The 13,345-nt window shown below is 60.8% G+C and carries 13 protein-coding genes; 9 read left to right on the plus strand and 4 right to left on the minus strand.

Annotation, left to right across the window (positions count from 1 at the left end):
* Nucleotides 1-53: 53 nt before the first annotated feature.
* From AB8A50_RS07210 to AB8A50_RS07220, 3 genes are all read left to right on the plus strand, one after another.
* On the plus strand, nucleotides 54-902 hold the full coding sequence (locus AB8A50_RS07210; protein ID WP_439077246.1) for a DUF3313 domain-containing protein: 849 nt from the start codon (nucleotides 54-56) through the stop codon (nucleotides 900-902).
* Nucleotides 903-1,007: 105 nt separating this feature from the next.
* The gene (locus AB8A50_RS07215) at nucleotides 1,008-1,733 is read left to right on the plus strand and encodes a response regulator (RefSeq protein WP_175369127.1); all 726 of its coding nucleotides are present in this window, start codon (nucleotides 1,008-1,010) and stop codon (nucleotides 1,731-1,733) included.
* Nucleotides 1,730-2,989: an ATP-binding protein gene (locus AB8A50_RS07220; protein ID WP_439077247.1), complete on the plus strand. Its 1,260-nt coding sequence runs from the start codon at nucleotides 1,730-1,732 to the stop codon at nucleotides 2,987-2,989. The genes AB8A50_RS07215 and AB8A50_RS07220 overlap by 4 nt, the downstream gene beginning before the upstream one ends.
* Before the next feature lie 240 nt (nucleotides 2,990-3,229).
* On the opposite strand, the gene AB8A50_RS07225 is transcribed toward AB8A50_RS07220, so the two are convergent.
* Both AB8A50_RS07225 and AB8A50_RS07230 read right to left on the minus strand, forming a co-directional pair.
* Nucleotides 3,230-4,357: a patatin-like phospholipase family protein gene (locus tag AB8A50_RS07225; RefSeq protein ID WP_439077248.1), complete on the minus strand. Its 1,128-nt coding sequence runs from the start codon at nucleotides 4,355-4,357 to the stop codon at nucleotides 3,230-3,232.
* Between the two features lie 111 nt (nucleotides 4,358-4,468).
* Nucleotides 4,469-5,482: an adenylate/guanylate cyclase domain-containing protein gene (locus AB8A50_RS07230; protein ID WP_439077249.1), complete on the minus strand. Its 1,014-nt coding sequence runs from the start codon at nucleotides 5,480-5,482 to the stop codon at nucleotides 4,469-4,471.
* A gap of 306 nt (nucleotides 5,483-5,788) precedes the next feature.
* Between AB8A50_RS07230 and AB8A50_RS07235 the strand changes: the two genes are divergently transcribed.
* From AB8A50_RS07235 to AB8A50_RS07245, 3 genes are all read left to right on the plus strand, one after another.
* The gene (locus AB8A50_RS07235) at nucleotides 5,789-7,048 is read left to right on the plus strand and encodes a GGDEF domain-containing protein (protein WP_439077250.1); all 1,260 of its coding nucleotides are present in this window, start codon (nucleotides 5,789-5,791) and stop codon (nucleotides 7,046-7,048) included.
* Nucleotides 7,049-7,181: 133 nt separating this feature from the next.
* Nucleotides 7,182-7,946: a DsbA family protein gene (locus AB8A50_RS07240; protein WP_439077251.1), complete on the plus strand. Its 765-nt coding sequence runs from the start codon at nucleotides 7,182-7,184 to the stop codon at nucleotides 7,944-7,946.
* A gap of 197 nt (nucleotides 7,947-8,143) precedes the next feature.
* Entirely contained in the window at nucleotides 8,144-9,052 is a 909-nt protein-coding gene (locus AB8A50_RS07245; protein WP_089264113.1) for a cation diffusion facilitator family transporter, read from the plus strand.
* Between the two features lies 1 nt (nucleotide 9,053).
* Here AB8A50_RS07245 and AB8A50_RS07250 read toward each other — a convergent pair whose 3' ends face one another.
* A complete protein-coding gene (locus tag AB8A50_RS07250; protein ID WP_439077252.1) occupies nucleotides 9,054-11,078 on the minus strand; it encodes a pyrroloquinoline quinone-dependent dehydrogenase in 2,025 nt (674 codons plus the stop codon).
* Nucleotides 11,079-11,219: 141 nt separating this feature from the next.
* Entirely contained in the window at nucleotides 11,220-11,387 is a 168-nt protein-coding gene (locus AB8A50_RS07255) for a hypothetical protein (RefSeq protein WP_439077253.1), read from the minus strand.
* A gap of 134 nt (nucleotides 11,388-11,521) precedes the next feature.
* Here AB8A50_RS07255 and AB8A50_RS07260 point away from each other — a divergent pair, with 134 nt between their 5' ends.
* The 3 genes from AB8A50_RS07260 (at nucleotide 11,522) to aroQ (ending at nucleotide 13,336) form a co-directional block, all read left to right on the plus strand.
* Complete coding sequence (locus AB8A50_RS07260; RefSeq protein WP_089264111.1) at nucleotides 11,522-11,728, plus strand: DUF6894 family protein; 207 nt, start codon at nucleotides 11,522-11,524, stop codon at nucleotides 11,726-11,728.
* Nucleotides 11,729-11,841: 113 nt separating this feature from the next.
* Nucleotides 11,842-12,579 (plus strand): DUF1236 domain-containing protein, encoded by a 738-nt coding sequence (locus AB8A50_RS07265; RefSeq protein ID WP_439077254.1) that lies wholly within the window; start codon nucleotides 11,842-11,844, stop codon nucleotides 12,577-12,579.
* A 289-nt stretch (nucleotides 12,580-12,868) separates the two neighbouring features.
* The gene (gene aroQ, locus AB8A50_RS07270) at nucleotides 12,869-13,336 is read left to right on the plus strand and encodes a type II 3-dehydroquinate dehydratase (RefSeq protein ID WP_093758393.1); all 468 of its coding nucleotides are present in this window, start codon (nucleotides 12,869-12,871) and stop codon (nucleotides 13,334-13,336) included.
* Nucleotides 13,337-13,345 lie beyond the last annotated feature (9 nt).

Below are 13,345 nucleotides of genomic sequence, written 5' to 3' on the forward strand. Positions count from 1 at the left end.
GGCTGACAATTTGTCTCCGTACGCAGTGTCCCTGACTATTGGGGGACATCTCGATGCGCGCGAACGCCATCAACCACGTGTTGAAATTGATATGCCTGCACGCTCTGACAGCATCTGTCGCTGGATGCGCCACGGCGCAGCTGGAGACATCAGGGTCTCTCGCCTCGTATAACGACCTCGCGCCGGCCGACGGCATCACTACCAAGTCCAAGATGCGCGTCGACAAGGCCGGTGTCCTGGCGGCCAGGAGTGTCAGCATCATACCCACGTCATTCTCTCATGCCGCATCTCGAGCCGCCCTCACCGACAAGCAACGTCGCGTCATCGCGAATGCTGTCGACCGTTCCCTCTGTATCGGACTGAGCGACCGCTTCAACGTGGTCCCATCCGGGCAACCCGCCGACCTGACGGTGCATATCACCGTGACGCGTGTGACCGTCACCGATCCGAATGTCGCCGGAGCCGCCAAGGTTGCCTCTGCCGCACCGATGTTCATCAGTGCAGGCTTTCCTATCGTCGTACCCCGGATCCCATACGGCATGGGCGGCCTGTCGGTCGAAGCGGAAGCCCGCGACGTACAAGGCCAGCAGAAAGCGGCATTCGTCTGGGCCCGCGATGCCGACATGTTGACGAGCACGCCGCGCGTTGCGGCATCCGGCGATGCCTACGACCTGGCGGGCGAGTTCGGCGCAGATTTCAGCAAGCTCCTCATTACCGGTGAAAATCCATTCGACAAGAAGCTGTCCACGCCCAGTATGCAGCGCGTGAATTCGGCCTTTGGGGGGAAGCCCAAATACGCCGCCTGTGATGCTTTCGGGCGCACCGGCGTTTCCGCCTTCATCGGCGGGAAAATGGGAGCACCTCCCGAGTGGAATGACGACGCGATGCCGGTGGCGGAATGACCGGACATGCATGACAGTGATTACCGTCCCTCCGCCCAAGACAGCTATGCTACGACATTAGCAGTCACGTTGAACGAACAACCGCCTGGAGCCGGATGCCGCCCAATGCAGACCATGTCTCACATCCTCATCGTCGATGACGATCTTGCAATACGAAAACTACTGGGACGCTATCTGACCGAACAAGGCTACCGCGTATCCATCGCCTCCGACCAGCGAACGATGAAGGAAGCGCTGCAGACCAACGAGGTCAGCCTGATCGTTCTCGATGTCCTGCTCCCCGATGGGTCCGGGCTCGATATCTGCCGCGATCTTCGGCGGGAGGGCTCCGAGATACCCGTCATCCTGTTGACGGCGCTGAAGGAGGATGTCGACCGGATCATCGGCCTCGAAATCGGCGCGGACGACTATCTCGGCAAGCCGTTCAATCCGCGCGAGTTGCTCGCCCGCATCCGCGCGGTTCTCCGCCGCAAGGTAACGCAGGATATCCAGCTCTCCCAGGTACTCGAGCATCACTTCGGCAGATTTAAACTCCATCCCGGCGCGCGGCAGTTGCTGGACGAAAACGGGCAGCCGTTCGATCTCACGACAGCTGAATTCGAACTGTTGCTCGTGCTCGTCAGACGGCCGGGTCGCCTGCTCTCGCGTGATCAGTTGATCGAACTGACGAACCGCAGCACCGACGACGTGTTCGATCGCTCGATCGACGTGTTGATGAGCCGGTTGCGCAAGAAGCTTGGCGACAATGATGATTTCCAGTTGATCAAAACCGTGCGCAACGGCGGTTACATTTTCTCGGCACGCGTTGAAACGATCGGTGCAGACACATGAACTCCATACGCATTCGATTTTCCTTGATGCTGGTGGGCTCGGTCCTTTGTGTGGTGATCCTGGCCAGCGCCGTGATGTCGCAAATGATACTCGGGCTGGTCGAAAAGGATTTTCGTGACGGATTGACGTCTCGCGTTGCTGCATTTTCCAACAGCATCACCTTTCGCGGAAACGATGCAGTCTTTCATCTTCAGCCGGCGCCCATCGAGGGAAAGCTTCTGGAAGCGCCGACCAAGCTTCTGCAGGAAGCATTTCAAAAATCGCAAGCCAATTTCGACATTTTCGTCAAGCAAACGCCGGATGGCCAACGATGGGCGTCCATCAAGATGGGCCCCGGCTGGCTGAGCTGGCCCATACGCGAGCACGCGCCGCCTCCTGAAGTGTGGTGGGGCCTCGCCGGCTGGATGGTACTGATCACGGTTGGCGTCATCGGGGTTGCTCTTACGGTCGCCCATCAGACGACGAACCAGCTTAAATTGCTGCAGAGCATGGCGATGTCCGTTGGCAAGAACGGCGTGCTGCCCGTGCTCAAAGAAGAAGGGTCTATCGAAATCAAGGCAACCGCTCAGGCACTGAACATGATGGGCGCAAGTCTGAAAAAAGCGATGGACAGCAAGATCAGACTTGTGGCTGCCGCAGGGCACGATTTGCGGACACCCATGACACGCATGCGTCTGCGCGCCGAATTTCTCAACGAACGAGAGCGTGAGGAGTGGCTGCATGACCTCGATGAAATGGATCACATTGCCGACAGCGCCATCCAGCTCGTTCGGGAAGAGACCGTCGGAAAAGGCACCGAGCACGTCAGACTAGACGAACTCGTCGGGGACGTTTGCGCCGAACTCACCCTGATCAAGATGCGGGTGACAATTGCCGGACTCGATCACAGCAGCGTCAAGATCTCACCGCTCGCACTCAAGCGCGCCCTACGCAATCTCATCATCAATGCTGCGACCCATGGCGGCGGCGCCATCGTAAGCCTGCGCGTTCACGATCGCCGCGCTGTCGTCCTGATCGATGACAACGGTCCCGGCATTCCCGAACAATTCCTGGCAAGTGCCTTCGAACCGTTCTTTCGCGCCGATCCGGCCCGCCGCCAGTCAATCCCCGGCGCCGGGCTCGGCCTGGCCATCGCCAAGGAAATTGTCGAACGACAGGGAGGCACGCTCGAGATCGAGAACCGGCAACCTCACGGGTTAAGGCAGACGCTTTCCATTGAGATCGATATCGCGAACGTATCGTCGGTCGCAGCCTGAACGACGCGCTCGCCATGCGACCACATGGTGCCGCTGCAGACCATCACTGAAGAATGATCCTTCGTAAGCAACACCTGTTCAGCCGGACCACAGGATCATCGCGATCCCGAAGACGAGCAACGGATAATACGCAACCTCCACGCTCAAGAACGCGATGTCGTTTGTACGAGACCAGAGGCGCCGAACGGATATCCGTATTCGGGAGCGTTCCAGGGACGCTGTTGGAGCGATGCGACACATCTAGCTACCCTGCCCCCTCAACCCTTCCAGGTTCGATTGAAATCCACTGGCCGAACCGCCCCTGGCACGACCGTAGGCGTAGAGCTCTTTCATATAATCAGTATCGAAATTGGTTGGATCGCTCGTGGTGAGCTTGCCCGCGTCGATGGCCGTTGCTTTGAAATCCCAGTTGTTGCGTTTGCAGAAATCGTATGTCGCGATCATCGCATTGCGCGTATTGGCCTTCACTGAGGTCTGAAACGAGCGCGCCACGATCGGAAGCGTCAGATCCGACGTATAGGAGGCGTCGGGCGACAGCTTGCCGTTAACGATCACGAAGACCCGAGACTTCGTAGCCAGCGATCCCGCATGGGCCGTCAACACGCTTTCCGGCACAGCCAGAATATTCGATGTCACGCCGCCATCGACATGCATCTCGGAATACATGTTTCCGCCGGACTCGACGGCGATCAAGGCCGGCGGGAAAATCCCGGGAATAGCGGCCGACGCAGCGAGAACATTCCGGAACAACTCATAGCGGCCAGGACTATCGCTGCTTGCGATCTCCCCCATATTCCAGAGCGTCGTCCCTTGGGTGTCGAGGTTCGTGGTGGCCACGATGAGCATCTTGCCCTTGCGATACCGTGCGCCGACCGCATCGATGATCCGATCATCGGCATATTTTGAGATGAGGTCTTTCATCGGTCCCGCCTTGAAGACGCCCGATCCAACAACGGCGTTGATCCCCGCGATACGCATCAGATTTTCAGTCGCGCCGCTGGTGAAGATCGCTTCGAGACGGCCGTCATAGCCCGGGCCGAGAAACGCGAATGGCGCAATCAGGGCGCCGACGCTGGAGCCGGTGACGATATCGAACTCGGGGCGCAGCCCGGAGTCGGACCAGCCTTTCAGGAATCCTGCGCCATAGGAGCCGTCAGCGCCGCCGCCGGACAAGGCAAGGATGGTGAGCGGTGCGGCACCGCGCCGCGATCCCGCGAAGATGCGATAGCCTTCGTCGGGCGATATCCTGGCCAACGGAATCTGCGGGATCGTCGCGCGCGCGCTTGCGATCAGCGGCGCGCGCGGCAGCGACGCACAGGCCGACAGCAGCAGCGCCGTGCAAATAATGGTAAGCGTCGCGCGAGGCATCACGCGAGCTCTGCAACGATCAAAGTGAATCTTGAATACTGGGCCATGCGGGTTTCCATGTCCGGAAACTCTTGCACGGTTGATTTGCCATTTGTTTGCGCGTTTATTTCATTATGTGTCGCGCGGCGGCTGCAATCCGAATGCGACAATTCCATCCACACGTCCACGAATGGGAAGATGACCGAGTGCACTGACCGTGAATGGCGGTGCCGAGGCAAAACAATCCATCGCCGCCTTCGATGCGACAAAACCGCCCTCTACATCACGACTGAGCTCTTCCAGCCGCGAGGCGGTGTTCATGACGTCGCCATTGAAGACAATCGCACGTTTGACGTCGCCGATTTCGCCGATGATCACCGGCCCGAAATGCAGGCTACCGCGAATGCGGGGCGCTGCGCCAAACTCACGTTCAAACTGCCCCGCTTTGCGTGCCAATTCGTCGCGCATGGCGATGAAGCAGCGCAACGGACGGCAATCGACCGCACCGTCCCGCTTCGTCCAGGTCACGATCATCTCGTCGCCGACATAGGCGAGCACCTCGCCACGATAATCGACGACCGGGAGCGATAGCAGGCGAAAGGTCCGATCGAGGAAACGGTGGATACCGACGCCACCAAGTTGCTCGGCCAGGCTGGTCGAGCCCGCAATATCCACGAACAAGACGAAACGCTCTTCCTCGACCGGCGTGTGATAGCGCCCGGTGAAGAAGTTCAACAAAGCGCGTCCGCCGACGAGATTGGTGATTGCCAAAGCCAGATTGACGACGATGGAGACGACGACCGAATAGACCAGGCTCGACCAGAACGTATCCTCCGCGATCTCGACCGTCCGCCCGATCAGCACATCCGCAAGCCGAAACCATTGCACGGCCAAAATCACGACGGCGTAGAACGCGCTCTTGATCAGGAGGTTGGCGGTGAACGAGCGACCGCTCAGCCAGATCCGGATCGGACCATCGGCCACCATGATTTCGAAGCCGCCCAGAACCGTGCTGATCACCAATCCGATCACGAGCCCGGGCAGAATGGGCAGATCGTGGGTGGCACTGAACGCCACGCCGGCGGCGGCGCCAGCGGCCATAATCGTCGTGAGGACCCTTAGTTTCCGTTCAAGCCTGGCGTTCATGGTCCCTCCCACCGGCACAGCCGACGGGAGGGTATATCAAATCGTCCAAGGGAGGGCTGACACGGGCCGATGGCAAAGGTTGCCCGCCTGCGGCGCCTCACCGAACCCTGCCATCCACGCCGATATGATCTTCATCCTTTTACAACCACCCCAAGCTTCTCGCCGGCAGCGGTCAGGTTCCGTTAACGGAACTCGCTGCATTTAGTGAAAATGGATGCGCTCATCGCGTCCGGCGGGGAGACCAATGCAGCCATCGGATCACGAAACCGCACACAGCGGCGTCACACGCACGTGGGACCGGCGGCAATGAGCACGACGACCATCTTCTGGTTCACGCTCGCCAACTTCCTGTCGTCAGGTCTCGTCTGGGCCTATGTCGCACGCTGCTATCCGAACTTCGTCCCGGCCCGCTACTGGAGCGCCGCTTCACTGAGCGCGTCGGCCGGCCCTGCTCTCGGCTTGCTGTTTCCCAATCCCGTCGGCCTGCTGTTCGCCGCGCAGATGACAGTTCTCGCTTACTGTCTGTCAGAGGTCGGTATCCGTCGCTTTTACGACAGGCCTACATCCTGGATCGCCACCGCCCTGGTAATTTCCGCGAGCCTGGCCGGATTCCTGTTCTTCAGACTGGTCCTCGACGAATATGCGATGCGCGTTGTCGTCTACTCGCTGAGCCAGGGCGTTCCCGTGGCGCTGACGCTACCGCTGCTACTGTCGCGTGATCATCGGCGCAGCAATCACGGCGCACGGATGGCCGGCTACCTCTCGATTCTCTTGCTTGTTGCTTTTGCCTGCCGCGCGATTTCCGCGCTGCTTCATCTGGGCGGCAGCGAGACGACCATGGTGACGGTCGATGCGGTACAGGCCGGCTTCATGCTGGTGGCGGCATTCCTCGCCATGACGTGGAATTACGGACTGCTGATGATGGCGATCGACCGCCTGCGCGGCGACGCAGCCGAACTGGCGCTGATCGACGATCTGACCGGCGCCGGCAATCGCCGCCGCCTGTTGCAGCGGATGGACGAGGAATGTGCGATGGCGCGGCGGACCGCACGCCCATACGCACTGCTGGCGATCGACCTCGACGGCTTCAAGGCGGTCAATGATGGCTTCGGTCACAGCGCCGGCGACGACTGCCTGAGGCAATTCGCCCAAGCAGCGCAAGATCAATTGCGCCCCGGCGATACGCTGGCCCGATGCGGCGGCGACGAGTTCTGCATCGTGCTGCCCGACACCGACCTGCAGCAGGCAGGCGAGATCGCGCGGCGCGTGCTGGCGGCCTGCCCGCGACAATTTGGCAATGCCGGACACACAGTGAGGACTCTATCCGCCTCCATCGGCGTCGCGCAGTGGTCCCCCGACCTCATCGCCTCCCCAGAGCGATTGATGGCGGCTGCCGATCACGCCCTGTATCAGGCCAAACACAGCGGCAAGAACCGGGTCGTGCTCTATGAGCCCGCACCACCGCTGGCACCGATCTTCGATGACGAGATCGGAAGCGCTCCCTTGCCGGCACCGCATGCCCTCACTGCAATGACCGGGCCGGATCACCACCATTCCGGCTTCTGAGACCTGCGGCACCACGATGAATTGCGCGTGACCGCCTTCACAAATAACGCGTATTTCGCCCTCAAAATGCTAAGCAGCTTCCCGAATGACACGTGGCTTTCTGACTCGGCCTTTTCCAAAGGATAATTTGCCCATGCCTTCGTTCCGCCTTCTCGCCTCTGCCGCTGTGGCCCTCGCCCTGTGCGGCGCGCCTGCATCGGCGCAGACGTTCAATGACGCCCAGCGCGGCGAGATCCAGAAGATCATCAAGGACTACCTGATCACCCATCCGGAAATCCTCGAAGAGGTCTCGGCCGAGCTGACCAAGCGTCAGGCGCAGGCTGAAGCCGAGAAGCACCAGGCTGCGATCGCCGCGAACGCAAACACCATCTTCAACTCGCCGCGCGGCGTCGTGGTCGGCAATAAGGATGGCGACGTCACCTTCGTCGAGTTCTTCGATTACAATTGCGGCTACTGCAAGCGCGCCATGGACGACATGGTCGGCATCATGAAGAACGATCCGAAGCTCAAGGTCGTGCTGAAGGAATTCCCGGTGCTCGGGCCCGGCTCGGTTGAAGCCGCCCAGGTTGCTGTTGCCGTGCGCATGCAGGACCCGACCGGCAAGAGGTATCTCGACTTCCACCAGAAGCTGTTGAGCGGCCGCGGCCAGGCCGACAAGGCCCGCGCCTTGGCAGCGGCCAAGGAAGCAGGTCTCGACGTCGCCAGACTGGAAAAGGACATGGCCAGCCCGGAAGTGCGCGCGACCATCGAAGAGAACTTCAAGCTTGCGGAATCCATGGGCATGAACGGCACGCCGAGCTACGTCATCGGCAAGCAGGTGATCATCGGTGCCGTCGGCGCAGACGCGCTGAAGGAGAAGATCAATCAGGCCCGCTGTGGCAAGGCGCTCTGTTCGTAAACCCAGACACCGGCAGGGTGATTCATACCGTCGCCTGCACCGACACGAACATCTCGGAAATATGACAAACCGGCTGCATCGCAGCCGGTTTTTTATTTATCTTGCGGTAGCGGTCAAAGCGGCTGAACGCCATCTGTGATAGGGTAACCTATCCCCAACGGTAAAAGGATGCAGCGGGCACCCCGCCTAAGTTCCCAATGTTGACCGATACCAAACAGGAGCAGCGGCTCCTGAAGATTTCGATTTACGTCACGCTTCTCATTTCATTTGCCAGCATCGCTTTCGGGCTCGCCATCAGTTCGCGCGCCATCGCCTTCGACGGTTTTTACACGTTAATCGACGCAGCCATGACCGGCGTTGCATTGCTGACCGCAAGACTAATCAGCAGAGGCGAAGACGACCGCTTCCAGTATGGCTACTGGCACCTTGAACCGATCCTCGCGCTGATCAACGGCACGGTGCTCAGCTTCGCCTGCGCCTATGCCTTCATCGACGGTCTCAACGGACTGATCACCGGCGGTCGCGCCATCGAATTCGGCCCCGGCGCTATCTTCGCCGCGGTGGCGGGTGCCATCAGCTTCGGCATGAGCATCTATATCCGCCGCTCGGCCGGCGAACACGGCTCACAACTGCTCGACATCGATGCCCGTGCCTGGCTTATGGGCGGTGTACTCAGTCTGGCGGTCTGCATCAGCTTCCTGCTCGGAGCGGTGATGGCAAAGACTCCTGCAGCGGCCTATGCGCCGCTGGTCGATCCGCTGATCCTGCTGGTGGTTGCGATCTGCCTGCTGCCGTTTCCGCTCTCGACGATCTGGAATGCCGGGCGTGACATCCTGCAGGTCGCACCGAGCGATCTCGACGAGGAGGTTCGCGAGCTCGCGCAATCGATCGCGCACAAGCATGGCTTCAGCGACTGCAGCTCGCATGTGATGCGCTCCGGCCGCCAGCAATTCATCGAGATCGGGCTGGTGGCACCGTCCGGCGAGATCAGCAAGACCTTCGCCGAACTCGACGCCATCCGCGCCGAGATCGCTTTGGCCATGGGCGGCCTCAGCCCGGGTTATTGGCTGACGGTGGATTTCACCGCCGACAAGCGCTGGGTTTAAGTCACGCCCGCGCTTTGTGCCGAACACGCCAGGCTAGAACAAAGGCAAGAGACAGCACGAGCACCACGCCCAGCACGATCGCGCCGGCGCGAAGCCGGCCGCCGGGACGATCGATATAAAGCGAGCGCATCGATGGCGCCTCTCCGTCGTGCGCAAGACGAAACGCCACGACGCTGTCGCCGATCGAAGTGCCGACTTCCGAATGACCGCCGGCGGCGATGACCACATACTGTTCTCCATTCGCGGCGTAAGTCATCGGATTGGCGACGCCCGGCACTGGCAGTCGCCCCTGCCAGAGTTCGGCGCCGGTCTTCGCATCATACGCACGCAGGTAGGCATCCATCGCGCCGGTGAAGATCACGCCGCCGCGCGTCGGCAGCAGACCATTGACCAGCGGCATGCCGGTGGCCAATGCGAGCCCCAATGGCGCGGTGTCCTCGCTGGTGCCGACCTTCGACTCCCACAGCAACTTGCCCGCCTTGAGGTCCACCGCAACCATCGCGCCCCATGGCGGCTTGTTGCAGGGCATGCCGAGCGGCGACGTTACAAGCGCCCGCGTCATGGCAAAGGGCGCACCGCGCTGCGCGCCAAAATCCGTACCTGCCGGCGGCTTGTAGTTCTGCGCCTCGGCGCGCGGGATCAGGGTGACCCGGTGTACGGCGCGGCTCGTATTGGCATAGAGCACCTGCCTGACAGGATCGAAGGCAACGCCGCCCCAGTTGACGCCGCCGCCGGTCATCGGAAACAGCAAGGTGCCGGCCCCCGTCGAAGGTGGCGTATAGAGGCCCTCGTTGCGTCCACTGGCCAGTTCATCCCGGCACTTGCCGCGATCCCAGAATGTCACACCGAACGCCTCATCCGGCGTTACCCGCTGCGGCACCAGTGTCGGAAGATGCGTCGGAAACGGCTGCGTCGGCGACAGCGCTTCGCCCTCGACGCCGCCTTGCGGAACGGCCCCCTCCTCCACCGGCCAGATCGGCGCGCCGCTGGTGCGATCCAGCACAAACAGAAGGCCCTGCTTGGTCGCCTGGATCACGACGTCGCGCGGACCGCTTACCAGATCGATGCGGGCCAGCGTCGGCTGCGCCGGCACATCGTAATCCCATACATCGTGATGCACGATCTGGAACGACCAGACCAGCTCACCGGTATCGATCTTCAGCGCGACCACCGAATTGGCATGGGCATTGTTGCCGGGCCGCTTGCCGCCCCAGAAATCCGGACTGGGTGACGACGTCGGCAGGAACAGCAATCCGCGTTCGTCATCCTCCGACATCGGCGCCCAGACATTGGCGTGGCCGGCTTCGATACCGTCATGGACTAGCGGATCCCACGACCATCGCGGCGCACCGCTTCGCACATCGAACGCGCGGACGGTCCCCTTGGGCGCGCTCACACGCCGATTGTCGGCGAGTGCAGAACCGACCACGACGACGTCGCGCCCCACCACCGGCGGCGATGTGATCTGAAATTCACCGGGGCCATCAAGCGGCATTCCCGGGTCGAGCTTGACCTCACCCTGCGCGCCGAAGTCGGCACATGGCAGTCCGGTCGCGGCATCCAGCGCAATGACACGGGCATCGTTGGTACCCATGAAGATGCGGCTGCGACAGGTCGCGCCAGATGCTGCGCGATCGTCACGCCAATAGGCGACGCCGCGGCACACCCATCGATTGGCCGGACGCACATCCGCTGCGACCCGCGCATCAAAACGCCACTTCTGCCGACCGCTGGCAGGATCGAGTGCAATCACCTCGTTGAATGGCGTACAGAAGACTAGGCTGTCTTCAACCAGGAGCGGCGTCGCTTCGAACTTGGTGCGCGCCATCTGCGCAGGTGTGCGACGCAGGAGATCTCCAGTCTGGAAGCGCCAAGCCTCGATCAGGCGGCCGACATTGTCGGAGGTGATCTGGTCAAGCGGCGCAAAGCGAGAGCCACCACGGTCGCTACCCCAATGCTCCCATCCAAGAGCAGGTGCTACCGACAGGACTACGAGCGCCAGGATTCCTCCAATCCAATTCCTCATCGAAGCACAGCTCCGCAGATCCCGACTGACATGACCTGATGTTAGTCGTTGAGGCCGCCCTGTCCATGTCGAACGCATAGTAAAGAGGCCGGCTGCGTAACAGCCGGCCTCTTTGAAACTCGATCAATATTACAGCGATAGTTACGCGATGTCCTCGATTGTCGTCTCGCCGTCATCCGGGCGCTGCTCAAAGCGCGATAGCTTGTTTGCCGTATTTTCCAGGACGCCGGCGACAAAATCAGACACCGAATTCTCGATCGGCGCCGCTTCCACAATCTTCTGAACGATCATCTCCACAAAGGCTGGCATCGCATTTTCCTTATTCGATGGTGCAATGCACGTGCTGCCATTTGGTTCCGGCTGAGACCGTCTTCATTCCATTTCCGACGTAGGAACATCCCCAACGGTGGTGGATTGCCCTTTACGGAGGAGGAGAAAGAGCAATGCCAAAATATCATTTCGAGATTGTCGATGGTTTCCGGCTTGAGGACCCCGTAGGTCTGGATTGTAGCGACGACACGCAAGCCAGGGATGTCGCCAAGAATATTGCTCATCAAATCGCAGTTGATATCGCAGGCGACTGTGACCGGAAGGTCGTCGTCATCGATGACAACGGCGATGAAGTCTACAAGACGAAAATCAAGCCCTGACGCGGCGTGACGTATACTCAAGCATAACAAAAGAAATGGAACTACACTTTCTCAGGAACATCCCTCCGCCAATGCCGTTGTACGGCGGGCAATGCATCGCGAGGAGAACCAAGATGAACAACCGTTTATTGATGAGCGTCGCCGCCGCTGCACTGATTGCAGGTTCGGGTTTGGCTAGCGCGCAAAATCCCGGCGGCGCAGGAGCTGCAACGTCGGGTGGTGGCGCCGGAGGTGCCGGAATGACCCGTGAGGCGCCGGCGGGCGGTGCTGCACGTAGCGGCGCAACGAGCGCGCCCGCAGGCGGCGCCGCTACTGATCGTGCTGCGCCGGCCGAACGCAACGCACCAGTCAACAAGGACGAAGCGACCGACACCACCAACAAGTCCGAGCAGAAGCCGGCGGTCAAGTCGACGCAGTCCGACGACAAGATGCAGCGTGACGACAAGCGTACGACCGACTCGACCCGTGACAGCGGAAAAGCCGGCAAGGACATGAAGGCCGATTCCAAGTCGACCGACTCCAAGTCAGGTACCGACACCAAGTCGACATCGACGGAGACCAAGTCGACCACGACCACCGGTCAGGCCGGCGCGGGCGCCAAGCTGACCACCGAGCAGCGCACCAAGGTCACCACGGTCATCAAGCAGCAAAATATCCAGCCGGTGACCAATGTGAACTTCTCGATCTCGGTCGGCACCCGTGTGCCGCGCGAGGTCCGCTTCCACCCGCTTCCGGCTGAGATCATCACCGTCTATCCGGACTGGCGCGGCTATGAGTTCTTCCTGGTGCGCAACGAGATCATCGTCGTGAACCCGCGAACACTCGAGATCGTCGCAGTCATCGACGCCTAAGGCGGCGCATCTGATGTGACACCCGGGCGGGCTCGAAAGGGTCCGCCCGTTTGCTATCCGGGACGCTCCGCCCCTGTCGTAAGCCGGCAGATTGCCGGAATGGCGCCAGTGGCTTTAACCTTGGTTAATAAGCATTTTCCGCAGGTTCCATCGGGCTTTTTATGAATTGGGTGAGATATTTGGCTGGGGGAACCGGGGGTCTAAAGGCTTCCCCTCTGCGGTTTGGTTACCTATAACCCCGGGCAGAACGGCGCCCACCCGCGCCCATTGCTATTGCCCGGGATGTCCGATGGCCAATACCACGACCAACACCATCTACGTGCTCAACGGCCCCAACCTCAACCTGCTGGGAATCCGCGAGCCGGACACCTATGGGCATGCAACTCTGGCCGATGTTGAGAAGTTGTGCGTGACCACGGCCGCGCAATATGGCCTGACCGCAGATTGCCGGCAGTCCAATAGCGAGAGCGAGCTCATCGGCTATATCCATCAGGCCCGCGAGAAACACGTGGCCGGCATCGTGATCAATGGTGGCGCTTACTCGCACACATCGATCGCCCTGCACGACGCCATTGTCGGTGTGCGCATTCCCACCGTGGAAGTGCATGTCAGCAACGTCTACACCCGCGAAAGCTTCCGCCACCATTCCTTCATCGCCAAGGCAGCCTTTGCCAGCCTCTGCGGCTTCGGCATCGAGGGCTATCGCCTTGCCATCAGCGGCCTCGCCGCAAAAATCGGTGCCAACGCCATCGCGTGACGCGCCCGC

The sequence above is a fragment of the Tardiphaga sp. 841_E9_N1_2 genome, assembly GCF_051811065.1.
GTDB lineage: Bacteria > Pseudomonadota > Alphaproteobacteria > Rhizobiales > Xanthobacteraceae > Tardiphaga > Tardiphaga robiniae.

Bases quoted from the DNA above. Each gene is read 5' to 3' on its own strand.
- AB8A50_RS07210 (WP_439077246.1), top strand. From the start codon at position 54: ATGCGCGCGAACGCCATCAACCACGTGTTGAAATTGATATGCCTGCAC.
- AB8A50_RS07215 (WP_175369127.1), top strand. From the start codon at position 1,008: ATGCAGACCATGTCTCACATCCTCATCGTCGATGACGATCTTGCAATA.
- AB8A50_RS07220 (WP_439077247.1), top strand. From the start codon at position 1,730: ATGAACTCCATACGCATTCGATTTTCCTTGATGCTGGTGGGCTCGGTC.
- AB8A50_RS07225 (WP_439077248.1), bottom strand. From the start codon at position 4,357: ATGCCTCGCGCGACGCTTACCATTATTTGCACGGCGCTGCTGCTGTCG.
- AB8A50_RS07230 (WP_439077249.1), bottom strand. From the start codon at position 5,482: ATGAACGCCAGGCTTGAACGGAAACTAAGGGTCCTCACGACGATTATG.
- AB8A50_RS07235 (WP_439077250.1), top strand. From the start codon at position 5,789: ATGAGCACGACGACCATCTTCTGGTTCACGCTCGCCAACTTCCTGTCG.
- AB8A50_RS07240 (WP_439077251.1), top strand. From the start codon at position 7,182: ATGCCTTCGTTCCGCCTTCTCGCCTCTGCCGCTGTGGCCCTCGCCCTG.
- AB8A50_RS07245 (WP_089264113.1), top strand. From the start codon at position 8,144: ATGTTGACCGATACCAAACAGGAGCAGCGGCTCCTGAAGATTTCGATT.
- AB8A50_RS07250 (WP_439077252.1), bottom strand. From the start codon at position 11,078: ATGAGGAATTGGATTGGAGGAATCCTGGCGCTCGTAGTCCTGTCGGTA.
- AB8A50_RS07255 (WP_439077253.1), bottom strand. From the start codon at position 11,387: ATGCCAGCCTTTGTGGAGATGATCGTTCAGAAGATTGTGGAAGCGGCG.
- AB8A50_RS07260 (WP_089264111.1), top strand. From the start codon at position 11,522: ATGCCAAAATATCATTTCGAGATTGTCGATGGTTTCCGGCTTGAGGAC.
- AB8A50_RS07265 (WP_439077254.1), top strand. From the start codon at position 11,842: ATGAACAACCGTTTATTGATGAGCGTCGCCGCCGCTGCACTGATTGCA.
- aroQ (WP_093758393.1), top strand. From the start codon at position 12,869: ATGGCCAATACCACGACCAACACCATCTACGTGCTCAACGGCCCCAAC.